General features: G+C 35.0%; 21 protein-coding genes and 2 pseudogenes. 14 read left to right on the top strand and 9 right to left on the bottom strand.

Going from position 1 to position 26,361, the window contains the following annotated elements:
- Positions 1-3: 3 nt before the first annotated feature.
- The 7 genes and pseudogenes from pyrE to HUB92_RS06315 all read left to right on the top strand — a co-directional run bounded on the left by pyrE (position 4) and on the right by HUB92_RS06315 (position 12,781).
- Positions 4-600, top strand: coding sequence for an orotate phosphoribosyltransferase (pyrE, locus tag HUB92_RS06345; RefSeq protein ID WP_209472745.1), 597 nt, complete (start codon positions 4-6; stop codon positions 598-600).
- Positions 601-705: 105 nt separating this feature from the next.
- Positions 706-2,535 carry a translational GTPase TypA gene (typA, locus tag HUB92_RS06340; protein ID WP_209472743.1) on the top strand — a complete coding sequence of 610 codons (1,830 nt, stop codon included), beginning with the start codon at positions 706-708 and terminating at the stop codon, positions 2,533-2,535.
- 62 nt (positions 2,536-2,597) lie between these two features.
- Positions 2,598-2,843 (top strand): annotated as a pseudogene (locus HUB92_RS07055) (PD-(D/E)XK nuclease family transposase); the annotation flags it as partial.
- 969 nt (positions 2,844-3,812) lie between these two features.
- Positions 3,813-6,374: an ATP-dependent chaperone ClpB gene (gene clpB, locus HUB92_RS06330; RefSeq protein ID WP_209473398.1), complete on the top strand. Its 2,562-nt coding sequence runs from the start codon at positions 3,813-3,815 to the stop codon at positions 6,372-6,374.
- Between the two features lie 27 nt (positions 6,375-6,401).
- Positions 6,402-11,126 (top strand): NAD-glutamate dehydrogenase, encoded by a 4,725-nt coding sequence (locus HUB92_RS06325; protein ID WP_209473396.1) that lies wholly within the window; start codon positions 6,402-6,404, stop codon positions 11,124-11,126.
- 4 nt (positions 11,127-11,130) lie between these two features.
- The gene (gene tatB / locus HUB92_RS06320; RefSeq protein WP_209472739.1) at positions 11,131-11,427 is read left to right on the top strand and encodes a Sec-independent protein translocase subunit TatB; all 297 of its coding nucleotides are present in this window, start codon (positions 11,131-11,133) and stop codon (positions 11,425-11,427) included.
- Positions 11,399-12,781 carry a PleD family two-component system response regulator gene (locus HUB92_RS06315; protein WP_209472737.1) on the top strand — a complete coding sequence of 461 codons (1,383 nt, stop codon included), beginning with the start codon at positions 11,399-11,401 and terminating at the stop codon, positions 12,779-12,781. Before tatB ends, HUB92_RS06315 begins: the two co-directional genes overlap by 29 nt.
- A gap of 459 nt (positions 12,782-13,240) precedes the next feature.
- Here HUB92_RS06315 and recO read toward each other — a convergent pair whose 3' ends face one another.
- The 3 genes from recO to HUB92_RS06300 all read right to left on the bottom strand — a co-directional run bounded on the left by recO (position 13,241) and on the right by HUB92_RS06300 (position 15,201).
- On the bottom strand, positions 13,241-13,963 hold the full coding sequence (recO, locus tag HUB92_RS06310; RefSeq protein WP_010082260.1) for a DNA repair protein RecO: 723 nt from the start codon (positions 13,961-13,963) through the stop codon (positions 13,241-13,243).
- Positions 13,947-14,093 carry a hypothetical protein gene (locus HUB92_RS06305; RefSeq protein WP_007548499.1) on the bottom strand — a complete coding sequence of 49 codons (147 nt, stop codon included), beginning with the start codon at positions 14,091-14,093 and terminating at the stop codon, positions 13,947-13,949. The genes recO and HUB92_RS06305 overlap by 17 nt, the downstream gene beginning before the upstream one ends.
- A 76-nt stretch (positions 14,094-14,169) precedes the next feature.
- Complete coding sequence (locus HUB92_RS06300) at positions 14,170-15,201, bottom strand: PDDEXK nuclease domain-containing protein (protein WP_209472735.1); 1,032 nt, start codon at positions 15,199-15,201, stop codon at positions 14,170-14,172.
- Positions 15,202-15,373: 172 nt separating this feature from the next.
- Here HUB92_RS06300 and tolA point away from each other — a divergent pair, with 172 nt between their 5' ends.
- Entirely contained in the window at positions 15,374-15,994 is a 621-nt protein-coding gene (tolA, locus tag HUB92_RS06295) for a cell envelope integrity protein TolA (RefSeq protein WP_022626225.1), read from the top strand.
- A 437-nt stretch (positions 15,995-16,431) separates the two neighbouring features.
- The gene (locus tag HUB92_RS07020) at positions 16,432-16,560 is read left to right on the top strand and encodes a hypothetical protein (protein ID WP_255325705.1); all 129 of its coding nucleotides are present in this window, start codon (positions 16,432-16,434) and stop codon (positions 16,558-16,560) included.
- Positions 16,561-16,691: 131 nt separating this feature from the next.
- Here the strand turns inward: HUB92_RS07020 and HUB92_RS06290 are convergent, their stop codons facing one another.
- Positions 16,692-17,030 (bottom strand): outer membrane protein assembly factor BamE, encoded by a 339-nt coding sequence (locus HUB92_RS06290; RefSeq protein WP_006279908.1) that lies wholly within the window; start codon positions 17,028-17,030, stop codon positions 16,692-16,694.
- A gap of 131 nt (positions 17,031-17,161) precedes the next feature.
- On the opposite strand from HUB92_RS06290, the gene HUB92_RS06285 reads away from it, so the two are divergent.
- The 3 genes from HUB92_RS06285 to tsaB all read left to right on the top strand — a co-directional run bounded on the left by HUB92_RS06285 (position 17,162) and on the right by tsaB (position 19,985).
- A complete protein-coding gene (locus HUB92_RS06285) occupies positions 17,162-18,151 on the top strand; it encodes a ribonucleotide-diphosphate reductase subunit beta (protein WP_006280119.1) in 990 nt (329 codons plus the stop codon).
- 128 nt (positions 18,152-18,279) lie between these two features.
- The gene (locus HUB92_RS06280; protein WP_209472733.1) at positions 18,280-19,410 is read left to right on the top strand and encodes a cation:dicarboxylate symporter family transporter; all 1,131 of its coding nucleotides are present in this window, start codon (positions 18,280-18,282) and stop codon (positions 19,408-19,410) included.
- Positions 19,410-19,985 (top strand): tRNA (adenosine(37)-N6)-threonylcarbamoyltransferase complex dimerization subunit type 1 TsaB, encoded by a 576-nt coding sequence (gene tsaB / locus HUB92_RS06275; RefSeq protein ID WP_209472731.1) that lies wholly within the window; start codon positions 19,410-19,412, stop codon positions 19,983-19,985. The genes HUB92_RS06280 and tsaB overlap by 1 nt, the downstream gene beginning before the upstream one ends.
- Here the strand turns inward: tsaB and HUB92_RS06270 are convergent.
- Entirely contained in the window at positions 19,980-20,603 is a 624-nt protein-coding gene (locus HUB92_RS06270) for a DEAD/DEAH box helicase family protein (protein ID WP_010082279.1), read from the bottom strand. The two genes, tsaB and HUB92_RS06270, sit on opposite strands and share 6 nt — an antisense overlap.
- Before the next feature lie 280 nt (positions 20,604-20,883).
- Here HUB92_RS06270 and HUB92_RS06265 point away from each other — a divergent pair, with 280 nt between their 5' ends.
- Positions 20,884-21,594: a class II aldolase/adducin family protein gene (locus HUB92_RS06265; protein ID WP_010082280.1), complete on the top strand. Its 711-nt coding sequence runs from the start codon at positions 20,884-20,886 to the stop codon at positions 21,592-21,594.
- Between the two features lie 105 nt (positions 21,595-21,699).
- Positions 21,700-22,680 (top strand): annotated as a pseudogene (locus tag HUB92_RS07320) (IS3 family transposase).
- Between the two features lie 93 nt (positions 22,681-22,773).
- On the opposite strand, the gene HUB92_RS06245 reads toward HUB92_RS07320, so the two are convergent.
- From HUB92_RS06245 to pstC, 4 genes are all read right to left on the bottom strand, one after another.
- Positions 22,774-22,953, bottom strand: a complete 180-nt coding sequence (locus HUB92_RS06245; protein ID WP_223823054.1) for an ankyrin repeat domain-containing protein — start codon at positions 22,951-22,953, stop codon at positions 22,774-22,776.
- Between the two features lie 426 nt (positions 22,954-23,379).
- Complete coding sequence (locus HUB92_RS06240) at positions 23,380-23,724, bottom strand: F0F1 ATP synthase subunit delta/epsilon (RefSeq protein WP_006279902.1); 345 nt, start codon at positions 23,722-23,724, stop codon at positions 23,380-23,382.
- 12 nt (positions 23,725-23,736) lie between these two features.
- Positions 23,737-25,164, bottom strand: coding sequence for a F0F1 ATP synthase subunit beta (gene atpD, locus HUB92_RS06235; RefSeq protein ID WP_010962432.1), 1,428 nt, complete (start codon positions 25,162-25,164; stop codon positions 23,737-23,739).
- Between the two features lie 101 nt (positions 25,165-25,265).
- Complete coding sequence (pstC, locus tag HUB92_RS06230; RefSeq protein ID WP_209473394.1) at positions 25,266-26,354, bottom strand: phosphate ABC transporter permease subunit PstC; 1,089 nt, start codon at positions 26,352-26,354, stop codon at positions 25,266-25,268.
- Between the last annotated feature and the right edge of the window lie 7 nt (positions 26,355-26,361).

Here is a 26,361-nt window from a genome sequence, read left to right as displayed (position 1 = left end):
AAAATGATATTAGACGAAAATAACCTAATAATAAAAGAATTTAAAGAAGCAGAAGCAATTTTGCATGGGCATTTTGTTTTATCATCCGGGCTGCATAGTGACACATACATACAGTGTGCGAAGATTTTTGAAAATCCAAGCAGAGCCATGAAAGTTTGCGTATTATTAGCAGATAAAATAAAAAAAGAATTAAATAGCTCCATAGATTTAATATTATCTCCTGCAATTGGTGGAATAATTGTGGGTTATGAGATTGGCAGGCAGCTTGGAATAAAGACAATGTTTTGCGAGCGCGTTAATGGTAAGTTTGAATTACGCCGTGGATTTAAGATCAAAAAGGGTGAGAAAATATTGCTCATTGAAGATGTAATAACCACAGGTAAATCTTCACTTGAAGCAGTGGAATGTGCAGAAGGGGAAGGAGGTAAAGTTGTTGCTGAAGCTTCTTTGATAAAGAGAAATAGTGAAACGAAACTGCCTTTTCCTGTCATATCTTTGATTGAACTGAACATCAAAAACTACAGCGAGGAAGAACTTCCAAGTGAATTAAAACAACTACCCATAACAAAACCTGGGAGTAGGGAATATTTAACAAAGTAATCCTATAATATCTTGGAAACACAGCATTTATACACAGCTTTAGTTATTTACTCCAAGTGTATTTTATGTATACTTATTACTAAATTAATTTTGAAATGATAGAAAATGAACGAATTTAAATCGATCCGAAATATAGCAATAATCGCACACGTTGACCACGGTAAAACTACTTTACTTGATAACATGTTAAAACAAAGTGGCACATTCCGCGAGAATCAAGAAGTTCAAGAACGAGTGATGGATAGTGGTGATCAAGAGCGTGAACGCGGAATTACAATACTTGCAAAATGTACATCAATAATGTGGGGCGATGAAAAGATCAATATTATTGACACGCCAGGGCACGCGGACTTTGGTGGGGAAGTGGAAAGGGTATTGTGCATGGCAGATGGTGTGTTGCTGCTGGTTGACGCTGCAGAAGGTCCCATGCCACAAACAAAATTTGTGCTCTCAAAAGCACTAAAAGCAAATTTGAAGCCAATTGTGATAATCAATAAGGTCGACCGACCAGATAGCAGAATTGATGAAGTATTAAATGAAATATATGAGTTATTTTTTAACCTTGATGCAACCAACGAGCAGCTAGATTTTCCAGTGTTGTATGCTTCAGGTAGAAATGGCTGGTGTGCTAAGGAGCTTTCTGATGAAAGAAAAGATTTAAGCCCATTATTTTCAACGGTTATAGATTATATAAAACCTTCTGTTTATAATCAAAATGCACCTTTTGCTATGTTGGTCACTCTACTTGAGTCTGATAAGTTTCTTGGCAGAATATTGACAGGAAAGGTTTATCAGGGCATTGCAAAAGTCAATTCAGATCTTAAGGTGTTTGACCTCGATGGCAAAGTAATTGAACGAGGAAGATTAACTAAGTTGCTCTCATTTTCTGGCTTGAAACGCATTCCAGTAGAACAAGCTGTGGCGGGAGACATAATTGCAATTGCAGGACTTGAGGAAGCTTCGGTTTCAGATACTATAGCAGCACCAGAAGTTACAACTGCAGTAAGCTCAACTCCAGTTGATCCGCCAACAATGGCGATTACTCTGAGCGTTAATGATTCACCTTTTGCTGGGCAAGAAGGTACAAAGCTTACTTCAACTGCTATAAAGGATCGTTTATATGCGGAAGCAGAAACAAATGTTGCAATTACTGTGACTTTGGCACCAAGCGGTGAAGCATTTGAAGTAGGTGGGCGTGGTGAGTTACAGCTTGGAGTGTTAATTGAAAATATGAGGAGAGAAGGTTTTGAGCTTTCGGTATCACGCCCTCGCGTGTTATTTAAAGAAGAAGGCGGTAAAAAACTTGAACCTATAGAGGAAGTAGTAATTGATGTAGATGATGAATATAGTGGAATCATCATGGAAAAACTCAGCTTCCGTAAAGGTGAAGTAACTGACATGAGACCTTCTGGTAATGGCAGGACAAGATTAACGTTTTTAGTGCCATCAAGAGGATTAATCGGTTATCAAGGAGAGTTTTTAACTGATTCTCGTGGCACAGGCATAATTAACCGTTTATTTCACAGTTATGCTCCACATAGAGGTCCAATTTCTGGAAGGCGCAATGGAGTTTTAATTTCTACAGATAAGGGTGAGGCTGTGGCATATGCAATTTTCAATTTGCAAGACAGGGGAATTATGTTTATTAAGCCACAGGATAAGGTATATTGTGGCATGGTTGTCGGCCAGCATAGCCGTGACAATGATTTGGAGGTAAATGTGTTAAAGGGTAAGCAATTAACAAACGTAAGAGCTTCAGGTAGTGATGAAGCTATAAAGCTCACTCCACCAAAGATAATGACACTGGAGGATATGATAGCGTATATAGATGATGATGAATTGGTGGAAGTAACTCCAAAATCTATACGTTTACGCAAGAAATTCCTTGATCCAAATGAACGTAAGCGTGCAGGAAGGGCAAAGAATAAGGAGTAATCAGAGGTTGAACATTTGCGAAAAATAGTGTATAATTATTCGTCTCCTAATTGTATTTAATTATGGCCTTTTCGAAATTTCTCGATCCAAAAAACAATTTCGCGTTCAAGAGAATATTTGGCACTGAGAAAAATAAAGATATTCTCATTCACTTTCTCAATGATATATTGGGCTTCGCTGGCAAAGATGAAATAGAAGAAATAGAATTTCTCAGCACTATCATGGATGCTGAGATTGCCTCTAAAAAACAAAGTATTGTTGATGTTTTCTGTACTGATTCTGCTGGAACCCAGCTAATTATTGAAATGGTGCGACCTGAAAGTCTTCGGTCATATTGTTTAAAAGGAGAGGAATTCCTTCAGAAAGAAACTAAAAGAGTTCTAAAACTTATTAAACCAGATGTTTTGCCATCTGAGTCTATGCATCAGTGCGAATCGGGTAACCAGTTGGTGCCAAGCGATGCGGACAATGAACCTCCTCTTGAAAAAGAAGATGCTCAATCGTGAAAGGAGCATAAACTACAAGCATCATGTGGTTGGAGAGCTAGGCTTAGTGGTATGGTGAACGTAAGTGAAGCTTCATAAGTATCGTAACGATTAAAGAGCTAAAGATGCTGATAAGCTCCGACCAAAAGGTAATGTGACATTTTTCATTTCTGGATGTACGCAAATCACCGGTATAGAGAAGTCACCTAACTCACTGTTGTATGACAGAAGGAACAGGGTAAGCCTGTACTTCCGCCTATATGGCAAGCAAACCGCAAGGAACGCTGATGAAAATGCAGGTAAAGGATAATGGAGAAAGCGAATGCCATTTTGTAACGAAATGTATAGAATTTGTAACATTAATTCGCGTGAAAACGAGCAGATTTCCATTTGGTCCCTCGTGACAAGAAACTTTGTTAACCACTTGAGGTAGAGAAGCAGATGACCTTACCCACAGAAATGATGAAGAAATTAGGAATATTTTTTACAAAAAGGACAATACTAACAAAAGAACTTTATTCTATTTAAAATATAAAGTTACAATAAATTTTCCTGTCATCTCCAAATAAATTACATTAACTTAGTATTGTATATTGTTAATAACTTAAATAATACAACCATTTTCAGCAACAAAAACCAAAGGTCTTGAGATACAAGATATTTGTATGGTTACTATGATAGTTCCTTTTTTAAGAAAGTTTTAAATTTCATACCTAACAATAAACAACTTTAGGTTTAAATTTATGAAATCAGTTGTTATATACATCAGCAAATACGAATTTAACTGGTGTTATGGACTTAAATAAATTTACCGAAAAAGCAAAAAGTCTAATTCAAAGTGCTCAAATGAAAGCGTTGGGAGCTGGGCATCAGATTTTTATGCCTGAGCATTTACTAAAAGTGATGCTTGAAGATGAATCAGGTTTAGTTCAGGATTTGATAAACGCTTGTGGTGGAAGTGTGCAAAGTATTTCTGATGCTGTGGATAGCGCAATAAAAAAGTTGCCAGTAATTGAAGGTCCAGGAAGTGGTGGCCTTCAACTTTCAAGAGAAATAGCAAAAGTTTTTGAAGATTCAATTGGTATTGCAAAGAGAAATAAAGATTCATTTGTTGCTGTCGAGCGTTTACTGCAGGGCCTCACTGCACAAAAAGATGATACTGTAGGCAAAATTCTGGCAGAGAATGGTGTGACTCCACAAAAACTGAACTCAGTTGTTGCAGAAATGAGAAAGGGCAGCAGTGCGGACTCGCCAAACAGTGAGGAAAAATTAAACGCGGCAAAGAAATATACAAAAGATGTTACAGAGCTTGCTATGCAAGGAAAGCTTGATCCTGTAATTGGTCGTGATGAAGAGATCAGAAGAACTATGCAGGTATCACTGAGGCGGACAAAAAATAATCCAGTGCTGATCGGTGAACCTGGTGTTGGAAAAACTGCAATAGTTGAGGGGCTTGCAAATAGAATTGTTGCAAACGATGTACCACTTGGTTTGCATGATGCAAAGGTCTTAGCTTTGGATCTTGGTGCATTAATCGCTGGAACAAAGTTTAGAGGAGAATTTGAAGAAAGGTTAAAAGCAGTTATTAATGAGCTTTCGAAAGCGGAGGGAAAAGTTATCTTGTTTATAGATGAGCTTCATACTTTAGTTGGAGCAGGAGCAACAAGTGGTGCAATGGATGCCTCGAATCTGCTGAAGCCTGCTCTTGCGCGTGGAGAAATTCGCTGTATAGGAGCCACAACTTTAGATGAATATCGTCAGCATATAGAAAAAGATCCTGCGCTTGCAAGGCGTTTCCAGCCTGTGTTTATTTCTCAACCAACTGAAACTGATACCATTTCAATACTCAGGGGTTTGAAGGAAAGATATGAGGTGCATCATGGTATAAGAATTACAGACGGTGCAATAATTGCTGCTGCAACGTTGTCCAATAGATATATAACAGATAGGTTTTTACCTGATAAAGCAATTGATTTGATTGATGAAGCAGCAAGTAGGGTGAGAATTGAAATGGATAGCAAGCCTGAAGTTATTGATGAACTTGAGAGAAAGGTTATACAGCTAAAGATTGAAGCAGAGGCTTTAAAAAAAGAAAGTGATGAAAATTCTAAACAGCGTTTAAAAAAGATAAATGAGAAGGTTGAAAACCTAAATAGCAAATTTGCTGACTTGAACAGCAAATGGCAGATGGAAAAGAATAAAATAGCTAGAATACAAGAAACAGCCGAAAAATTAGATAACGCTAGAAAAGAGCTGGAATTGGCTCAGCGGAGTGGAAATTTAGGAAAAGCAGGAGAGCTGATGTATGGTGTGATCCCTCAGCTTGAGAATGAATTAAAAAATCAGGAAAAGGTTACTGATAGTTTCTTAAAGAAAGAAGTGACTGGAGATGATATTGCAAACATTGTTTCAAAGTGGACAGGAATTCCAGTTGATAACATGATGCACAGTGAAAAGGAAAAACTTCTTAACATGGAGAATGAAATAGGAAGAAGAGTAATAGGGCAGAAAGATGCAATAGAAGCGATAAGTAATGCAGTTAGGCGCTCCCGCTCTGGGGTGCAAGATACTAATCGACCTTTTGGTTCATTCTTATTCTTAGGCCCAACCGGGGTTGGTAAAACCGAACTTGCGAAAGCCTTAGCTGAATTTCTGTTTGACGATCAATCAGCGCTTCTGCGTTTTGATATGTCAGAATATATGGAAAAACATTCTGTTTCAAAGCTAATTGGCGCGCCTCCAGGGTATGTTGGCTATGAACAAGGTGGCAGATTAACTGAAGCGGTAAGAAGAAGGCCATATCAGGTTATTCTGTTTGATGAAATCGAGAAAGCAAATCCAGATATATTTAATCTATTGCTGCAAATCTTGGATGAGGGTAGACTCACTGATAGTCATGGTAAATTAATTGATTTTCGCAACACCATACTGATTTTAACTTCTAACCTTGGCGCTGAGATAATGCTAAAAGGGAATGTTGATTCTGTAAGAAATGAAGTGATGCAAATAGTTAAATCAGCATTTCGTCCAGAATTTTTAAACAGGCTGGATGAAATTATTATATTCCACAGTTTAACCAGAGATGACATCTATAAAATTATAGATGTTCAATTTTCTTATTTACAAAAAACACTTGCTAAGCGTAAACTGAGTATAAGTTTGTTGCAGGAAGCTAAAGAACTAATAGCACAAACTGGCTATGACCCTGAATATGGAGCAAGGCCCTTAAAAAGGGTTATACAAGAGTGTATTCAAAATAATTTAGCTAAATTAGTTTTATCAGGGGAAGTAGTAGAAAATGATGAGCTAATAGTGTACGCTCTTGATAATGAAATCTTAGTTAAAAAGGTTTAAGTTCACTGTGTATTTTTGTTAAAAAAAATGTGTATAGATCATAATGTTGACACTGAGTCTTTATTTAAGTTAGCTGATCAAGAAAATCAGCAAGATAAAGAAAAAATTAAAAAATTTATTAAGTATTTTTATAGTTTTGTTTATAAAAGCGACCTAAAAGCCAATGATAAGTTTTTGCTATATATTGTAAACGATGCTTACAATTTTGTTTCTCAAAAAGAGAAAGATGAAAGTAAGTTAGTAGTAAGCAATATAGATGATATACCAGGAATAGAAGGCGATTTTACCACGATTAAGATAACAAACAATGATATGCCATTTTTGGTTGACTCCGTTATTGCAACTATTAAGTCGCACGATTTAACCATATGCTATTACAGCAACAGCATAATTAACATTAAAAGAAAAGATGGCCTAATAGACGAGATTTACTCTTTGGAAGAAAGCAATGGAGTCAAAGAGTCAGTCATATATGTAATTATCAAAGGTATAAGTGACAGCTTTGTTGATACATTAAAAGAATCTCTACAGAAAACGCTGAAAGCGGTTAATTGCGTTGTGAAAGATTGGCACTTAATGCTCAAGAAACTTGATGAGGCAAGTCTTTCTGTCATCCCAGCTGGGATCCAGGAAAAGGACACGTGGATTCCAGTGTCACGCACTGGAATGACACCAGACCGAAATCAAGAGCAAAAAGATTTTCTAGTTTGGTTAAAGAATAATAACTTCGTATTTCTAGGTTATCAAGAATATATTGCTGGTAAAGATGAAAAACTCGTCTGTGACAGCAAAAAGGACCTTGGCCTGATGAGAGTAGGTCAAAGTACGTTGATTCCTTCTGCAAACCTTGATTCCCTATACATATTGAGATCAGATCTAATCTCAATAGTCCATCGGCGTACATACATGAATTGTATAGGAGTAAAAGAATTTGATGACCAGGGTAATGTGGTAAAGGAACGGCGTTTTTTCGGGCTATTTACTTCTGTAGCGGAGGTCCAAGATATTAGAACTATTCCAATAATAAGAGATAAAGTTAAAGTTATAGAAAAAAATGCAGGGTTTGTAACCGGGGGCCACAATAACAAAGCTCTAATTTATATTTTACAAGTATTCTCATGTGATGAATTGTTCCAGTCTAATGAGGAAGAATTATTTCAAATTTGTACTTCTATTATGTCCCTTGCAATAAGACCAAGAGTCAAGTTATGCTTAAGAAGTAAGGGAGCGTTTACTAGTTGTATAGTGCTGATACCGATGCGTTATGCTAGCTCCAGGCTAATGCTCAAGATAAGCAATATATTGAAGGATGAGATAAATGCAGAAAGTTCAGATATTTATAACCACCACATTATAAACGAATATGACTTAATGAAATTGCACGTGGTGCTAAAGGCTAAAAACGCTAGTGTTCCTGATGATAAAGTTTTGCGTATCGAAAACAAATTAAGGAACATTACGGAAAAATGGGAAGATCGTTTTATAGACAATTTATATAATACTTTTAGCACTGTTGAGGATATATTCATCCGTTATTGCAAGGCATTTCCAATAAGCTATCAAGAGAGTTTCGAACCTCATGACGCATATTACGATATGAAAAAATTGGAGATAGTGAGGAAAAAAAGAGTTAGCGAGGTTGATTTAAGACTTACTCGTGACAATCTTAATTATCAATTAAAGGTTTACACTTCGAGCAATGGAGGTCTTGAATTATTGAAGATATTAAGAATTACTAAGAATTTGGGAGCTAAGATTCTATCTCATAATGGCTATTACATAGAAATTAACGGCGGAATATGGATACACCATTTTGTGTTGTCAAGAGTCGATGAATTAATAGACAACATTACTCTAAAAGAGCAATTTGAAATAACACTTGCGAAAGTGTTTAGCAAGGAAATTAAAAATGACTATTTCAATAGTTTGATCATTATTGCTGGGCTCAAGTGGAAAGAAGTGCTTCTGGTTAGAGCGTTAAGTGCTTACCTAAAGCAGACGTCATTTAACTACAATCCAGAATATATCCAAAAGGTAGTCTCAGAGCATCCAAAAATAGTAAAGTATTTGATACAACTATTTCATGCAAGATTTGATCCTAACATAGACATTGATAGAGCAGAAACTACGGACATTGTCAGAGAAAAAATTGAGGAACTTCTAAAAGAGATCAGCAATGTTTCACATGATTACGTTTTGCGCTCGATATTTAACTTGATAATGGCTATTTTAAGGACCAGTTATTATCAAGACGATAAACCATATTTATCTACAAAATTTGACTCAAGTAAAATAAATGGTTTACCTGATCCTCGTCCGTATCGTGAATTGTATATTTATTCAAACCTTTTTGAGGGAATACATCTAAGAGGAGGGAAATTAGCCCGTGGTGGCTTAAGGTGGTCGGATAGGACGGAAGATTTTCGCACTGAAGTTTTGGGGCTCATGAAAGCTCAGATGACAAAAAATGCGGTTATTGTCCCTGTTGGTGCAAAGGGTGGGTTTGTAATAAAGCAAGCTTATAAAGATAAGAATATTTTAAGAGAGAAAAGTGTTGAGTGCTATAAGAGTTTTATCAGAGGAATGCTTGATATTACTGATAACGTGGTTGATGGTAAAATAATTCCACCAGAGAATGTGATTAGGTATGATGAAGATGATCCATATCTCGTGGTTGCTGCTGATAAAGGAACTGCTTCATTTTCTGATTATGCCAACCAGATAGCCTCTGAATATAACTTTTGGCTTGGCGATGCATTTGCATCTGGTGGATCAGTAGGTTACGACCATAAGAAAATGGGTATTACAGCAAGAGGTGCATGGATTGCAGCACAAAGGCATTTTTGGAAAATGAATAAGGATATTTACCAGGATGCAACTGTTATTGGAATTGGAGATATGGCTGGCGATCTATTTGGAAACGGTATGCTGCTTTCAAAAAATATACATTTAATCGGCGCATTTAACCATATGCATATTTTTGTTGACCCAAATCCTGATGCAGAAAAGAGTTTCACAGAACGTAAACGTCTCTTTAAGTTACCATTTTCAACCTGGATGGATTATAACAAAGATTTGATCTCTCAGGGTGGCGGGGTATTTGAGCGTAGCAGCAAGCAAGTAAATCTTTCTCAAGAAATGAAAAAATGCTTTGATATAACAGAAGATATGCTACCTCCAAGTGATTTGATTAGATATCTGTTGAAAGCAAAAGTGGACTTCATATGGAATGGAGGAATTGGCACGTTTGTTAAGGCAAAGAGTGAAAATCATAGCATGGTCGGTGACAAAGCAAACGATGAGCTGAGAGTAAATGGTAAGGATATTAGAGCTTCTATGTTTATAGAGGGTGGAAATCTTGGTTGTACACAGCTTGGAAGAATAGAATATGCTGAAAGAGGTGGATATATCAATGCAGATTTTGTTGATAATTCAGCCGGAGTGATATGTTCAGACCTTGAAGTTAACATTAAGATTGCATTTGTTTCAGCTATGAAAGCAGGGGGTATTTCTTTAGAAAAAAGGAATGAAATACTGGCAAGTATGGTGGATGAAGTTGCATCCAAAGTGCTTGAGAACCACAACAAAATTGAAACAAAAGCATTACTTCTTGAGTGTTTGCAAGCTAAAGAGAGATTGGAGCAGCACCACAGGTTACTGCTCAGTTTAGAAAAATCTGGGCTGTTAAACCGAAGCGTAGAATTTCTTCCAACTGAAGAAGAGATAGCAAGGATGTTAACTGGTGCAGAAGGTTTCAGTTCTCCTCAGCTCTCTGTTCTAATGTCTTATGCTAGAACAGCAATAAAAAATGAAATTATACATTCCGATCTGTCTGAAAAAGATCTTATATCTCATGACTACTTGCTAGGTTATTTTCCTAAAAAGATGGTAACAAAGTTTAAGGATTTCATATTAAAACACCAACTTCGTAGAGAAATTATCTCTACTTGCATTGCAAATGATGTAGTGAATAGAATGGGCTGTATATTCATCAATAATTTGGCTGAGAACACTGGAATTAAGATACAAGAAGCGGTTAACATATATATTGTTGTTAACCACCTGTATGATTTAAACAGCCTGTGGCAGAAAATTGATGAATTGGATGGAAAAATTGATGTTAACTCATACTTACAAATAGTGAGGAACGTGCAGAAATTTATTGGCAGAGTATCGTTTTGGTTAGTAAAAAATCTTAGCTTTGTAGAATTGGATGATGTTACAAAATTTAAAGATGCAATTGAAACTTTAGGCCATGATGTTTTAGATGAACACCTGTTAAAGGTCTATAATCATGGATACACTTCTTTAGTGGAACTTAATATAGATAAAGATCTAGCAAAAAAAATTGCTGACCTGTGCGTTCTTACTTATGCACTGGATATTATATCTGTTGCTGAACAGACATCTTTGTCCATTCTTGATGCTGGTAAAATATACTTTGAGTTAAAGTCGCTGTTAAGATTCGATCTGATTAGAACAATTGCCATCAAGATGAAAAGCCGCTCTTCTTATTGGGATCGCAGCTTAGTTAATGATTTATTGGACGATTTAAGCAATTACCATCACAAGCTAACTGTTAAAGTCATAAAAGCTACTGATAACCCCGAAGATAAGGTTCAAACCTGGGCTTGTAATGATAAGGACTACATAGAACGTTATAATAGTTTTTTAGATGAGATGGTTGCTTCTAAACTTGATTTAAGCAAATTAATATTTATAATCAGAAGGATTAAAGTACTTGCTTCATAGGAAAATGTTCAATATAGGTCTTTCAGAAATTTTAGTTGTAGCTTTAGTGAGCATAATTGTTCTTGATAAAAATAAGGTACCTGTATTTATTGATTTTATTAAGACTATATATAGGTATTTTATAATTGTAAAGTTAAAAGCTAGGAGGTTATTGAAGGATGCCGGAATTGAAGACTTATATAAAGAATGTAATGCTGAGAAAGTAAATTACATAATTGGTAAAAATGGTAAGCTTTATCCTACTTATGATATAGATAATACATCTAAAGATAATGACAGCAAAGATTCTGGTAGTAGATGATGTACTATCTAATGTCAAGCTTTTAGAAGCTCGACTAAAAGCAGAGTACTATACGGTTATCGTAGCTCATGATGGTGAAGAAGCTATAGATTTAGTAGCAAAGCAGCAGCCTGATATTATATTACTTGATATCATGATGCCAAAGATGAATGGCTTTGAAGTTTGTAAGGAGCTAAAAAATGATCCCTTGACAACCCATATTCCAATAATTATGGTAACTGCGCTGCATGATACTCATGATAGAGTGCAAGGTATTAATGCTGGCGCGGATGATTTTCTGACTAAACCAATAAACGAAACTGCTTTATCTGCACGAATTAAGTCTCTCACACGCTTAAAGATGATTATCGATGAATTGCGTTTGAGAGGAGAAACTAACGCTGAGATTGGTGGAGTCGCAGGAAACAGTATTATGGATTATTCCAATCAGATTTTTGATGCTAACATACTTGTTATAGATGAGGATGTTCATCAAGTAGAGCAGATATATAATATATTAAAGCAACGCTTTAGGTCAATTAAAATACTGAGTGATCCAATGGAAGCATTGAAGGTTGGTATTGAGAATGGTTACGACCTGATCATTTCTGATATGCAATTTTCAAAAACTGACGGCTTGCGTTTGTGTTCTGAGTTTCGTAGTAAGGTGGAAACACGTTATACACCAATTCTGATTCTTTCTGAGGATTATGATAAAAACAATTTAGTAAAAGCACTTGATGTAGGTGCTAATGATTATTTAACAGTACCTTTGGATGAGGGTGAGCTAATAGCAAGGGTTAATTCGCAAGTAAAACGCAAAAGATATCAAGATGCCTTGAGAATGAATTTATTTAATAATGCGGAAATGTCTATAAAGGACCCATTAACTAACTGTTATAATAGAAGATATTTTGATGCACACTTAAGAAACATTGTTAAGGACTCTGTGGAAAAGGATAGAAGGTTGTCTCTTATGATACTTGATATAGACTATTTTAAGATAGTGAATGACAGTTTTGGGCATAGTGCTGGAGATGAACTTTTAAAGCAAATACAGAAAAGAATTTCTGAAAATATCAGAGTGACAGATTTACTAGCTAGGTTTGGTGGTGAGGAGTTTGTTGTTGTAATGCCAGATACCAATGTATCAGATGCGTATACTATTGCGGAGAGAATACGAAAAATTATTGCTAAAAAACCTTTTATACTTGCGGATAAAAATACAACCCACGATGTAACTGTGAGCATTGGAATTGCAGAAATGCAAGAATCTGACCTTGACAATATTAAAGAATTTATAGTACGTGCCGACAAATATTTATATAAAGCAAAAAACAGTGGTAGAAATAGAGTGGTTACTGGCTATAGCTAAAGTGGCTTAAGTTTGCCGACAACCGTCATTCCGCTACTAGTTAGCGGAATCTATGCTGAGATACCGCGAATGAATCGCGGTATGACGGTTCGCGGCAGCATGACGATAAGGTTTATACCTTGTCATTCCAGTGCTTGACACTGGAATCCAGTTTTCCATATAATCTCATCGAAAACGTTGTAACCACTTTCCATGCTAGTTTGCTTGTTCACAAGCAAACTTTTCTGGATCACAGTGTCTGGGCACTGGGATGACATCATAGGGGCGCTGGGATGACACCCTGACAACCGTCGTCCCGCTGCTTGTTAGCTGGATCTATGCTAAGAGATACCGTGAATAAATCACGGTATGACGGTTCGCGGTGGCATGACGATAAGTTCGTCATCCCGCTACTTGTTAGCTGGATCTATGCTAAGAGATACCGCGAATGAATCGCGGTATGACGTAGGACTGCTAAAATTAAAGCGACAACATGAGGTTTCTCAGCTCTGGAAATTTCACGTTTAACTGCAAAAATAGATACTTATTTAAAAAATATCCTGTGACTTTCAGTCCTAACTGAAATTCTTGGAATGAGTAGCTGTTTTGTAGGTTATTATTGTATACATCATGTAACATTTGTGGAAAAGGTAGGAGTTTATCTGCATAATAATCTCCTACTTTTTTTGACACTGCTCTACCAGTTTTTGGAGAAATAAATTGTAAATTTTCCTTAACACCTGTTACAGCGCATTTGGATAAGTCTAACTTGAATCCCAATTGCGTAAGAAGCAGAAGCTCTAAGTTAAGATAATGGCTTTGCCAAGACTGATTGTTGTGTTTAATTACATCGATGAAATATCGAAAATTGTCATACAGCATGGCACAGGGTTCACTTTCTGGAAGCACTTTTTCTAAAATAGAGGAGAAAGAAACAATAGTAATGCTTTTTAACCTATCTTGAAAGAAATGATGGAATGGAGATTCGATTAATTCGCACTTAAAAAAACCTAGATTTTCAGGTAACTTAGCACTCCATTCTGCATGTAATAGATTACTTATCTGAAACTTATAATTGCTATTGTTTGTTAGCTTAGTTAATCCCCTGCGCTTTCCATGATTTTTTGTAAACAGAGAAAGAATTAAGTTTTTATCGCCGTATTTTTTAGCAGCTATAATGATGCCTTCATCTTTCCATCTCATTTAGAGTGTATTGACCGTATGATATATAGGATAGTGCACCTAGAGCGTGTAATCCATAAAAATCACTTACTCCGTTACTGTTTGCTTCCAAAGTTTCAAGGCTATGAGAGAGTAAGTTATTGGCTGCCACTCTTCTTCCTGAGCCTGATGCATTTCATACTGAGCTTTTGGTTTGCTAAATAATTGTTTGAATGATTTTAGTAACATTACTTTTCCTCGTCTGAAATTTTGGATAATTCAGCTTCTAATTCTTCTATCGTCGGTAAAGCTGTTTTTATGTTCTCTGGTAGATTTTCAGTTATTCGATATTCTGCTAGCCCTATTGGCTTGTTCATGTCTCGGAGTGTATATTTAGCAAGTACATCGTCTTTAGATTTACATAAGATTAACCCTATAGAAGGTTGATCTGTCGAGTGCTTCAGTAAATCATCAACTGCAGAAAGATAAAAATTCATTTTACCAGCATATTCCGGCTTAAAATCCTTATCTTTTAGTTCAATCACTACGAAGCAACGTAACTTTAAATGATAGAATAATAAATCAATATAAAAGTCTTTATTACCAACATCTAAATGAAATTGTCTACCAACAAATGCAAATCCTTCACCGAGTTCTAACAGAAATTTTTCCATATGCCCTACGAGTCCTTTTTCTACTTCTCTTTCATGAGCATCCTTACCTATACTTAAAAAATCAAAAATATACGGATCTTTTAATGTGTAATGTGCTAGATCGGATTGTGGAGATGGTAATTTTTCTTTAAAATTAGTTATTGCTTTTCCTTGACATTTATGTAGTCCAAGTTCTATCTGCATCACCATAATGTTACGTGACCAGCCATGTTCAATAGCTTTTTTTACATAAAATAATCTTATTTCATGACTTTCTATTTTTTCCAAAAGAGTGATATTGTGATACCAAGTTAATTGTGCAAGAGGCTCCTGCACAAATTCAACATCAGGATATTCTTCGGCAAACTTACGCATATACTTCAGATTTCTCATGCTAAAGCCTTTCATTTCTGGAAATGTACTTCTCAAATCCTTACTTAATTGATCAATTACCTTAGCTCCCCAGGTATGTTCTTTTTGGCGTTTTAGGATCTCTGTACCAATATGGTGGTAAAGCAAAATAAGCTTACTATTTACTGCAAGTGCTGCTTTATAACGGTTTGTTGCAATATGATCCTTCAATTGCTCTAAAAATTCTGTATATTCTTTTGCTATAATTTTTGTCATACGGTTCCTTTTAATCCATTATACAATTCCTTTGTCTGTCGAGAAGACAATCTTCCGCTTGCCTTCAGCTTTGAAGGGATTCCTTATTGACTTCAAACTCGTCCATCAACTAAAATATATTGACTTTACGTGCAATATTAGCTTTAAACCAGTAAAACAAGCTGCTTAACATATGCGTTTTTTCTATTCGAATTATATTCTTTTTTTGTCTTTATGTTGTTTTTTGCTTTTTTCGTTATCTTCAACAAAAGCCCAAACGAATGATACGTTAGCTGTTCCTATACCACAAAGGAAAAAAGAAATAGTTGAGCACACTGTTGTAGCACAACCGAGGCAAATTATCGAAATGCAAGAAGAAGTCATTATTAACGAGGGTAAAGAATTCATTCCAATTCCAAAAAGAAAAAAAAGTGTAGAGAAAAAACTAAGAAGGGATGTTAGAGGGGCAAAAAATGAAATAGGAAACGAAAAAAGCGTTGAGAGCAAAAAGGATGAATTAGTTGTAACAGAAATTATTAACTCTATAAGAGACAAGCTCACAAAATGCTGGAGCATTCCTGAAAGCATAGCTTACAAAGAAAATTTTAATATAAAAATTAACTTATTGTTATCCAGTCAAGGCGAGATAATTATGGCGGATGTAGCAGACAGTGATTCCTATCGAAATAATCCACTTTTCAGGTCGATAGCAGATAATGCAATGCGTGCAGTATATAAATGTAGCCCATTGACCGGCTTGCCTACTCAGCACCACCACATTTGGCGTGAAGTAACACTAGATTTTATTCTATAGCTAAAGTAATTCTATAATTTAATAAGCCCACTGTATCCGTTCAGGATAGCAGCAAGGTAGTATAACCATAGAGTAAAAGTGAGTTTACAACAAATGGTGTCATCCCAGTGCTTGACACTGGGATGGCTTTGTTGCATCGCTACTTATGAAAGGCTAACTATAGTTAGGATTATAAGCAACCTATTGAAAATCTTGTTTTTTTGCAATCAATCTGATCAAATTTAAGAATAGTAATTTGTTATTTATATTAATAAATTTAATTCTATTGAAAATAGCTAAAGCATTGAAATTCTTGAATTTTAGCCGGATTGGTAAATGGTAGTGAAATTTCTTTTACTCAAATTTAGGTATTCATTGACCGTTCTTGTTATAAATACCAGAATAATAAGCTACTGATATTCGCTATCTTTTTTATCTTTAATCCATCATAGCTAGCGATGCAACAAAGCCCACTGGGATCCAGTTTTCTTTACAAATTCACCAAAAGTGCTTCATTCTATAACGCAAAACCCATACTTACCAAACCCAATGCATTACTTGCAATTAAGTTTCCTGGATCCAAGTAGTCTGGGCACTGCCGTCATAAAGGAACTAGTGTCAGCTACTTTCATGACACCCTTCTGGTAGGCCCAAATCGCAATGTTCGTACAGTTATGGAATGAACCGCGGTATGACGTAGGAAGATCTGAGCAAACTTTCAATCAGAAACAGCCAAAGATCTCTCTAAGATGTCAGTTTCTTTTGTATCTTCAACTTTACCGTCCTGGTCGAATGAAATTTGCAGAGACTTACTACTATACTTCCTTTTTCCTAAAAAATTGGCTTGTTTAATTTTATATGAGACATAGTACCAAACATTGTCATCGAACTTTGATACTAATGTTGGTGATCCTAAAGTGTGAACCACTTTTTCTTTATCGTCACCTACTTTTATCTTGCTCCACAATTCAACACTAATGCCAGGAGCTCCGTGATTGTGAATAGTGTGAGTGCAGCTCACTGTAAATAATAAAATAAAAGATATTAATACTCGCATTTCTGTTGATAAATTACTTGAAGCTATAATACACTAATAAATTATCTGCCGTCAAATTTCAAAAAAGTTAAATTGACTGATTCTCAATATCACTTAATATAATATTTACTTTAGAAAATAATAGGTGTCTTATGTCATTGTTAGAAGCAGATCCAATATACAAACCTTTTAATTACCCTTGGGCGTATGATGCGTGGCTGCAGCAACAAAGAATCCATTGGATACCTGAAGAAGTTCCGCTCGCTGATGACGTGAAGGATTGGAAAACTAAACTTTCAAGTGTAGAAAAAAATCTACTAACCCAGATCTTTAGATTTTTTACTCAGGCAGACATTGAAGTAAATAACTGCTACATGAGGCATTATTCAAATATATTTAAGCCAACAGAAATATGCATGATGCTTGCAAGCTTTTCCAATATGGAAACCATACACATTGCAGCTTATTCTTATCTTTTAGACACAATTGGCATGCCAGAAAGTGAGTATCAAGCATTTTTAAAGTATGATGCTATGAGAAAGAAATATGAATATATGTTGGAATTCGAGGAAAGCAAAAAACACGATAAAAAACATGTAGCTAAAACTCTAGCAGTGTTTGGTGCATTCACTGAAGGGTTGCAGTTATTTGCATCATTTGCAATTTTGCTCAATTTCCAACGTTTTGGAAAAATGAAAGGAATGGGGCAGATAATCGCCTGGTCAGCCCGTGATGAAACTTTGCACACCAATTCAATTATCATGTTATTTAATACATTTATTAAAGAGAATAATGAAATTTGGGACAACGAGTTTAAAGAGGAATTATATTCTGCATGTCGCACCATCGTTGAACTTGAGGACGAATTCATAAAGCTTGCCTTTGATTTAGGAGATGTTGAAGGACTATCCGCAGAAGAAGTGCGCAATTACATACGCTACGTAGCAAACAGACGGTTAATGCAATTAGGTCTTGAGTCCATATATGATGTCAATGATAATCCTATTCCGTGGCTTGATGAAATACTAAATGGCGTTGAACATACGAATTTCTTTGAAAATAGAGTAACAGAGTATAGCCGCGCAGCAACTCAAGGCACGTGGGAAGAAGCTTTTACTGAAAATGACACGAATAATAAGTGAATGCTAATTTCACTCTTTTTTGTCATTCCACTTTCATTACACCATTTGCTGTGCAGTTTAGACAGTTTTGCTTTACTTAACAACTAACTTACCATATATATGTCCATAGGACATTGGTATATAAGAACGTGCTACAACTATTAATCTTACTCACGGTCATCACTTCAGCTGCATTCTTTGGTCATTTAGTTCCAATGGAAGTAAAAACCTTCTTGTACTCAACGAGCCTTAGTATAAAAGAGGTTTTGCTATTTATAATGCCTTTTATTATTTTTGCGTTAATCTTTAGCAGTGTTAACAATCTTAAGCAGTCAGCTATAAAGTTCATATTGTTACTTATTATAATGATCTTCTTATCGAATCTGGCTTCAAGTTTAATAGCTTATTCTGTTGGGCATTTTATCATACAAAACACTTATTCAATACAAGATATAACGTATGAAGAAACAATTGTTCCCTTATGGTCGTTTAGACTGCCTGCATTGCTTTCTAATTTTTATGCCCTTGCTTGTGGATTTGTGTCCAGCATAGTAGTGTCCACACTGCTACCCAAAAAAAGCAGAGAGCTTTCGAACAAAATGTTAGATTTAACTCTCTTTATTTTGAAGACGTTTTTGACGCCGATTATTCCAATATTTGTACTTGGGCTTGCTTTAAAAATGCAGCATGATCAAGTTTTATCTATAATATTTAAGGATTACTCAATAATTTTCATTATTATAGCATCTGCAACCTACCTTTATGTTTTCCTCTTATATGGAGCAGCAAATTCATTCAAGATCACAAGCTGGATAGCTAGTATAGGCAATATGATACCGGCATTTATTACTGCAATGAGCACAATGTCTAGTAATGCAACTATGCCGCTTACTCTTGAAGGAAGCAAAAAAAATGTAAAGCAACCTGACATAGCATCGTCTGTTGTGCCAATAACTGCTAGCTTTCATTTAGTAGGTGATTGCTTTTTTATTATAATATTATCAATGATAATTGCCTCCGGTTATTCATTGTGCACAACAGACTATGTAACTTTCCTTCTCTATTTTTTGTTATTTAAGTTTGCTATCGTGGCAGTTCCGGCAGGAGGAATTATGGTAATGCTACCTATTCTTGAGAAATACCTCAAATTTTCTCCAGAAATGCTTTCGTTAATCACAGCACTGTATATAGTGTTTGATCCAATAATTACTTCAGCAAACGTTATAGGTAATGGTGCCTTTGCTATAATGTTTACAAAACTCTATGATAAGCTTAAGTAATGTCTATTTTAGCGATTGATACTGTAGGTATTGGTAGTTCAATAGCAATAGTTGATTATGATGGTAACTGTTTTGTAGAGCACAATTCCGCCAGCAACAATCATGCAGAATCATTTTTTCAAATTCTGAATACTTTGTTTGATAAGCACAACTATAATTATGATAAAATAGATCATTTAGTGGTAGTAGTTGGACCAGGAAGTTTCACTGGAATTAGAGTTGGTATATCAGCTGCACAAGGTATAAATCTTGCTACAAATAAGCCATTATACGGAGTTAGTGTGCTGGAAGTTCAAGCCTACGCAATATCTTTGCTTTGTACGAATAACAAAAAAAATATCAGAGCTATAGTCAAAAATGCTCAAGGGTTTTATACGCAGTTATTTGATTTCAATTTATTGCCACTATCTGCACCTGGATCCCAGTGTCACGCTACAAGCAGTACACATATGGATTGCAATTTAAATGCTAGCCATGCAGGGCTATTAGTCCGTTATAGATTAGAGAACAAGCAAAAATTAAATGAAGTTGAAGCTCTATATTTAAATGAGCCTCAGTATATGAAATCATTATAGACTATTCTTTCGCGTACATGCAATGTTACTAAGCTTGTGCATCTGGTTTACTATCTCTTGAGCTACTTCTTTTATACTCATATCTGAATTTTCTATCTCTATGGCACTTGGTGGTATAAATAAATCGTCAGTCCTAAATTTCTCTACAATGCTATTTAGATTAATCACCTTCCTATTTTTTCTTTGCCTTTTTAATGCAATACGCTTTTGTAATGTCGGTAGATCACACCTAAGTACCACAGGAAGGATTTCTGTGTTCATTTTTTTACTAAGCCTTACTATTGAATCATACATCCTCATGTTCTGGTCATTATTTTCCATCAACTCATCAATAAATATGTAATTTTTTGAGTGAATCGGATAATTTTCTATTACCTGAAGCATAATTTGCATAATGCCATATATTCTATCTTGAACTTCTTTAGGTATTTGATCACGTTCAAAGACACCATCGTATATAGAGCAAGCTTGAACATTGTTATAGAACTTACTATTTACAATTAATGCGTTTATCATATTAGATAATTCTATTGCTGTGGAAAGTTTACCACTTCCCGAAAGACCAGAGAGATATATGAAAAATCCTGCTGGCTGTTTTTTTGTGTTAATATTTACCATATTATTTTCAATCTTGAAACTTACATTTACAATAACATAAAAATGAAGCTTTAAAACATATGAAATATTATATAGAAAATTATTTTTGTAGTTAAGATATTATGTAATTTAAAAACATAAATTCTGTATATAAACTCTATAATAACGATAACTATTTTTAAGCAAGCTACAACACAAAAGTGTTTGGTATTCAGAAAGCAAGACAGAGTGGCATAGACTTATTAGTTTACTACAAGTCTCTTTTCGCGTATAAACCTTCAGAAGATTCTAACAGAGGATTGTGTTGTTAACAAAGAGCAGAGTAAAAAGGGATCTAGTCTATGCCTATCAGATTTTGTCCTACCTTAAGTTCGATGATCATACATATACTCACCTTTCAGTGCGTTCTGAAGATCAAAAGTCGTTTTATATTTATCCGTTTGGTATGCGTTTTGATGAAGTAGATGAACGTTCGTTAATGAAAGTATCATTTGATGGAGATGTAATTGAAGGCAAAGAATATCAATATAATAGAACTGGCTATATAATTCATGGTTTTGTTTATCAAGCAAGGAAAGATATTCAAGCAATTTTTCACTTGCATACACCTTCTATTGTAGCGGTTTCTTCTCTCAAAGATGGGCTGCTTCCTATAAGTCAATGGGCACTGCACTTTTACAATAAAATCTCTTACCATAATTATAATTCCCTAGCACTTAGCGATACAGAAGGAAAGAGGTTAATAGCTGATCTGAAAGAAAATTTTGTCATGTTAATGCGTAATCATGGATCTATAACGTGTGGTCGGACTATACAAGAAGCAATGTTTTACTCGTATCATTTAGAACAAGCGTGCAAAACTCAATGTTTAACGTTAGCAATGAATAAGGAGTTATCAATTCCAAGTGAAGAAATTTGCTCAAAAGCTGTAAAGGATCTCCTATCTTTTGAAAGCAATCTTGGTGAGAGGGATTGGCACGCATGGGTTAGACTAATTAAAAGTAAGTTGTAAGAGACTTTCGCACTACTATCTGTCATCCAAGTAGTGACCTTACCCAGAAAAAGTAGAGAGAAAGTTAAGACGTTTTTGGAGTAAAATAAAACGTTTTTTCAAAATATGACAAATAGAAGAGAATATACAGCAGAATTCAAATTAGAAGCTGTTAAGCTGGTTAAAGAAACAGGTCAAGCAAGTACAAAAATAGCAAAAGATCTAGGTATAGATGGCAGTATGTTAAGTAAGAAAATATGATGGAAAAATGTCTGGAGCATACGCATTTCCAGGCAAAGGCTCCTTATGACAAAGAAAGATTTGATCTAAAAAAAGAGCTAATAAGAGAAAGAGACATCTTAAAAAAAGCCCTGGGCAAAGAAAAAGAGTAAAGTATTCTTTTATATAGAAATTGCTATAAAACACAGGAACTATGTAGGGTCTTGTACTGGTGGTATGGGTTGCTAAGGAAAAAAGCAGTAAAGAATTAGCAAAAGAAGGGCTTCTAGCAGATATTCAAAAAATACATCAAGCTTCTAAATGCAGATATGGAGCCCCTAAAATTCACGCTGAATTAAAAGCTTTAGGCAAAAATTAAAACAGTACAAAGTGTTATGCAAGAAAATGGCATTAAAGCTAAGTTTAGACGAAGGTTCAAAAATAAAAAACAGCAAATAAGCAACCGAGTTGTGGCTCCGAACACATTGGATCAAAATTTTACTACTGATCAGCCAAATAAAGTTTGGGATTACCTACATAAAAACTAAAGAAGGTTGTTGGCGGCAATAATTGACCTATATTCACGCATGGTGGTTAATGAGTAACATGATAATTAGTTATAGATTCTTTATTGATGGCCGTTGATAAACGCAAACCCGATAAAAATCTGCTGTTACATAGCGATCAAGGGTCACAGTATACCTCTCAAAATTACCAATTTCTATTGAATACAAAAAACATCATTTCCAGCATGAGCCATAAGGGCTGTTGTTACGATAACTCTGTTGCAGAAAAGTTCACTTAAAAGGGAGCTGCTTATTGATACTTCTCGCTCAACAAACCAGAACTACCATATTTGAATACATAGAAATCTTTTATAACAAATAACGTAGACATTCTACTATTAACTATTGCATTCCTGCACAATTTATTCTCATGATAAAAACGTCTTAACTTTCTCTCTACTTTTTCTGGGTAAGGTCAATTTGGGTCTGCACCATTTTTGAGTAATAGTTTTACTTCTTGTGCATTACCATCTTCTACAGCTAGGAATAATTGTTCTTCCTGTGTTTTTACGCGTGTTTCCACATTAGATATAAAAAATAACAATACTAAACATGCAATACCAATAATGCTAATATATTTTATAACTTTTCTCATAAGATATTTTACAATGCTTCTAATAATATTAGATATCATCTATAAAATTAAAAAATCCATGAAAGGGGATGAAAATATGTAAAAAAGTATTATTGATTAATTAAAAACAGATTTTGATTTGATAATACTAATAAAATCGATTTATCTTAAATTTACGTTGATTTTTACCTGTTATTTTTTGTAGTTTATCCAACGTAAATTCCAGGTAAAACAAAGTCGTTATCTCCAACCGTTACAACCAACTCTCCTTCTTTAATTTTTATTTGATTAGGTGTATGGTTCCATACCATCACACTCTGGGATCATACACCTAAAGTACTCCGACACTGGGATGACACCCCGGGGTTTCTGGGATGACAAAAAAGAGCCCCCTGAGCAAAAATCTTATAGCCACTTGAATGATAATTGACTTTTTGCCTAAAATAACTAAGAAAGAAACTTCTCATCAAGATAACTTAAATATATACTAATTCTCTTATTTTTAAACGATTTCTCATCATGAATTGCACGATCAAAAACCTGAATTTGACTTGTTATAATGCTACAATTATTATTTGCAACTTCTAATACGCCACTATCAATTACAACCTTCTTTTCTGTTTGGTTACTCATTTTAACAGTAATCATACCAGGCAATAAATAAATTAAGTAAGGAGCATGGTGAGCTAAAATCATAAGCTCCCCTTCGAGCCCAGTTACTGAAAGAGAAACCACTCCACTGAATGAAATTTGATCATCAGGAGAGAAAAATTGCACTTTAAAAGTATTCATAATCTTTAACTTTTATTTAGCTTCAGCTTGTATTAATTCAGCCTTTTTTATTGCTTCATCTATATTCCCCACCATATAAAAAGCAGCCTCTGGTAAGTGATCATATTTGCCTTCAACAATCCCTTTAAAACTGGAAACAGTATCAGAAAGTGAAACAAATTTACCAGGCATGCCAGTAAATATTTCTGCAACGTGAAAAGGTTGAGAAAGAAATTTCTGAATCTTACGAGCCCTATCAACAATAATTTTATCTTCATCAGATAGCTCATCCATACCAAGTATTGCGATAATATCTTGCAGTGATTTATAAGTTTGCAATATACGTTTCACCTCAGAAGCTACATTATAATGTTCTTCACCAATGATTTCAGCAGATAAAGACTGAGAAGTTGAATCAAGTGGATCAACAGCAGGGTATATTCCCATTTCAGCTATTTGCCTTGACAACACTGTGGTTGCATCAAGGTGAGAGAATGTAGTTGCTGGGGCTGGATCAGTCAAATCGTCCGCAGGAACATATATAGCTTGCACAGAAGTAATAGAGCCAGAAGTTGTTGAAGCTATTCTTTCTTGCATTGCACCCATATCAGTTGCAAGGGTTGGCTGATAACCAACAGCTGACGGTATTCTTCCAAGTAAAGCAGAAATTTCAGAACCAGCTTGTGTAAATCTAAAGATATTATCCACAAAAAATAGAACATCTTGGTTTTCACGGTCACGAAAATACTCTGCCATAGTAAGTGCTGTTAAAGCAACTCTAGCCCTTGCTCCAGGAGGCTCATTCATCTGACCATAAACCAAAACAGCTTGAGATTTTTCATGCTCATTTATATTTATTACATTTGAAGTGATCATCTCGTGATAAAGATCGTTACCTTCACGCGTTCTCTCCCCTACCCCGGCAAACACAGAAAATCCTTTATGAGCTTTTGCTATATTATTAATTAATTCCATTATTAGGACTGTTTTACCAACACCGGCTCCACCAAATAAGCCAATTTTTCCTCCTTTAAGATAAGGTGCAAGAAGATCTATAACTTTTATTCCCGTAACTAAAACTTCTTCCTGTATTCTCTGTTCAGTAAAACTTGGAGGTGCTCTGTGTATAGGCTCTAAGTTATACTTTCCCTTCAGTGGACCACACTCATCTATAAGCTCTCCAACAACATTAAAAATCCTTCCTAAAGTTGAACGCCCAATTGGCACCGATATTGGTGCACCTGTATCAACAAATTCATCCCCCCTTGACATGCCATCTGTGCTATCCATAGCAATACAACGAACTATATTGTCACCTATATGCTGCGAAACTTCTAAAACCAGCTCCTTATCCTTATATTTTAGTTTGCTTTTTAAAGCATTAAATATTTTAGGCAATTCACCTTCAAATTTTATATCAACAACTGCTTGAGTTACCTTAATCGCTCTACCTATATTCATCTCTTTATTTTTATCACCTAACACTATAATTCCATAAAAGAACTTCTAAAGAAAATAAATTTTATATTATTAATAGAAATTTTGCAACATTAAAACGCTTACTAGTTACGCTTCATTACAAACAATGCAAATGCATTTAATAGCCAAGTAATAATAAACAATACTAAACTAAGCGCATAAGCAGCAAGAGTTTGTACACTATTGAAATCCTGATCTCCGGTAAGTAATGTAGCGATCTGCACGGTAATGGTAGTAACTGAATTAAGAGGGTTAAAAGTCAAACTTGCGTTGATTCCCACAGCCATTAGCACAATCATTGTTTCACCTATCACTCTTGAAATTGACAATAAAATTGCACTTAAAATTGTAGGCATTGCATAAGGTATTGTTATATGCCATATAGTTTCCGCTGGAGTTGCACCAAGTGCCATGAAGCCATAACGCAAGCTTTTTGGAACAGATCTTATGGCATCTTCGAGTAAAGAAATAATAAAAGGAAGAATCATTATCCCAATCGATAAACCGGCAACTAAGGCACTTTCTGAGTGTATACTTAAACCAAAAAAATTTGCTACCTGCTTTATAAAGAAAGACAAAAACACAACCGCGAAATATCCATATACAACCGTAGGAATAGCAGACAAAACTTGCAAAGTTGTATTAACAATATAACGCACTTTCTCACTCGCATATTCACTAATATATATTGCAGAAAATAAACCAAGCGGAACGACAACTAACATTGCTATAATAGTTATAAGTAATGTACCAACTAAAAGCGGCGCTATACCAAAACATCCTATCTTCTCTTCATTGATAGTGACTACATTGTGGCCCCATTTCAAGCAAAACAAGAATTCTGAAATAGCTACTTTATTAAAAAAACTAATGGATTGAATAAAAATAGACAGCATTATAAATAAAGTGATAAAAAATGATATGGCCAAAGCCACAAATAACGAAAGTTTTATTATCTTATTTCTTTTATTTTTAAAGATAAAAGCAAGCATGAAAAAAAGTAACGCTATAGAAATAAAAGTTACAAAACAATTATTATAGAATACTAACAACCAAGTTAGCATCCATACACAACTAAGATATAGATAAGATTTAACCTTATTTACTTCTTGAAACCTACTAAAACAAAATAAAAGGATTAGTAAGACAGGTATAACTATCACCGAATTCATTCTTCCA

The sequence above is a fragment of the Wolbachia endosymbiont of Wiebesia pumilae genome (assembly GCF_017869285.1).
Classification (GTDB): domain Bacteria; phylum Pseudomonadota; class Alphaproteobacteria; order Rickettsiales; family Anaplasmataceae; genus Wolbachia; species Wolbachia pipientis.
This window is presented reverse-complemented; position numbering and strand designations above follow the sequence as displayed.

What these genes read in the sequence shown, in the direction of transcription:
- pyrE (WP_209472745.1), top strand. Translation starts at nt 4, where the DNA reads ATGATATTAGACGAAAATAACCTAATAATAAAAGAATTTAAAGAAGCA.
- typA (WP_209472743.1), top strand. Translation starts at nt 706, where the DNA reads ATGAACGAATTTAAATCGATCCGAAATATAGCAATAATCGCACACGTT.
- clpB (WP_209473398.1), top strand. Translation starts at nt 3,813, where the DNA reads ATGGACTTAAATAAATTTACCGAAAAAGCAAAAAGTCTAATTCAAAGT.
- HUB92_RS06325 (WP_209473396.1), top strand. Translation starts at nt 6,402, where the DNA reads ATGTGTATAGATCATAATGTTGACACTGAGTCTTTATTTAAGTTAGCT.
- tatB (WP_209472739.1), top strand. Translation starts at nt 11,131, where the DNA reads ATGTTCAATATAGGTCTTTCAGAAATTTTAGTTGTAGCTTTAGTGAGC.
- HUB92_RS06315 (WP_209472737.1), top strand. Translation starts at nt 11,399, where the DNA reads ATGACAGCAAAGATTCTGGTAGTAGATGATGTACTATCTAATGTCAAG.
- recO (WP_010082260.1), bottom strand. Translation starts at nt 13,963, where the DNA reads ATGAGATGGAAAGATGAAGGCATCATTATAGCTGCTAAAAAATACGGC.
- HUB92_RS06300 (WP_209472735.1), bottom strand. Translation starts at nt 15,201, where the DNA reads ATGACAAAAATTATAGCAAAAGAATATACAGAATTTTTAGAGCAATTG.
- tolA (WP_022626225.1), top strand. Translation starts at nt 15,374, where the DNA reads ATGCGTTTTTTCTATTCGAATTATATTCTTTTTTTGTCTTTATGTTGT.
- HUB92_RS07020 (WP_255325705.1), top strand. Translation starts at nt 16,432, where the DNA reads ATGCAACAAAGCCCACTGGGATCCAGTTTTCTTTACAAATTCACCAAA.
- HUB92_RS06290 (WP_006279908.1), bottom strand. Translation starts at nt 17,030, where the DNA reads ATGCGAGTATTAATATCTTTTATTTTATTATTTACAGTGAGCTGCACT.
- HUB92_RS06285 (WP_006280119.1), top strand. Translation starts at nt 17,162, where the DNA reads ATGTCATTGTTAGAAGCAGATCCAATATACAAACCTTTTAATTACCCT.
- tsaB (WP_209472731.1), top strand. Translation starts at nt 19,410, where the DNA reads ATGTCTATTTTAGCGATTGATACTGTAGGTATTGGTAGTTCAATAGCA.
- HUB92_RS06270 (WP_010082279.1), bottom strand. Translation starts at nt 20,603, where the DNA reads ATGGTAAATATTAACACAAAAAAACAGCCAGCAGGATTTTTCATATAT.
- HUB92_RS06245 (WP_223823054.1), bottom strand. Translation starts at nt 22,953, where the DNA reads ATGAGAAAAGTTATAAAATATATTAGCATTATTGGTATTGCATGTTTA.
- HUB92_RS06240 (WP_006279902.1), bottom strand. Translation starts at nt 23,724, where the DNA reads ATGAATACTTTTAAAGTGCAATTTTTCTCTCCTGATGATCAAATTTCA.
- atpD (WP_010962432.1), bottom strand. Translation starts at nt 25,164, where the DNA reads ATGAATATAGGTAGAGCGATTAAGGTAACTCAAGCAGTTGTTGATATA.
- pstC (WP_209473394.1), bottom strand. Translation starts at nt 26,354, where the DNA reads ATGAATTCGGTGATAGTTATACCTGTCTTACTAATCCTTTTATTTTGT.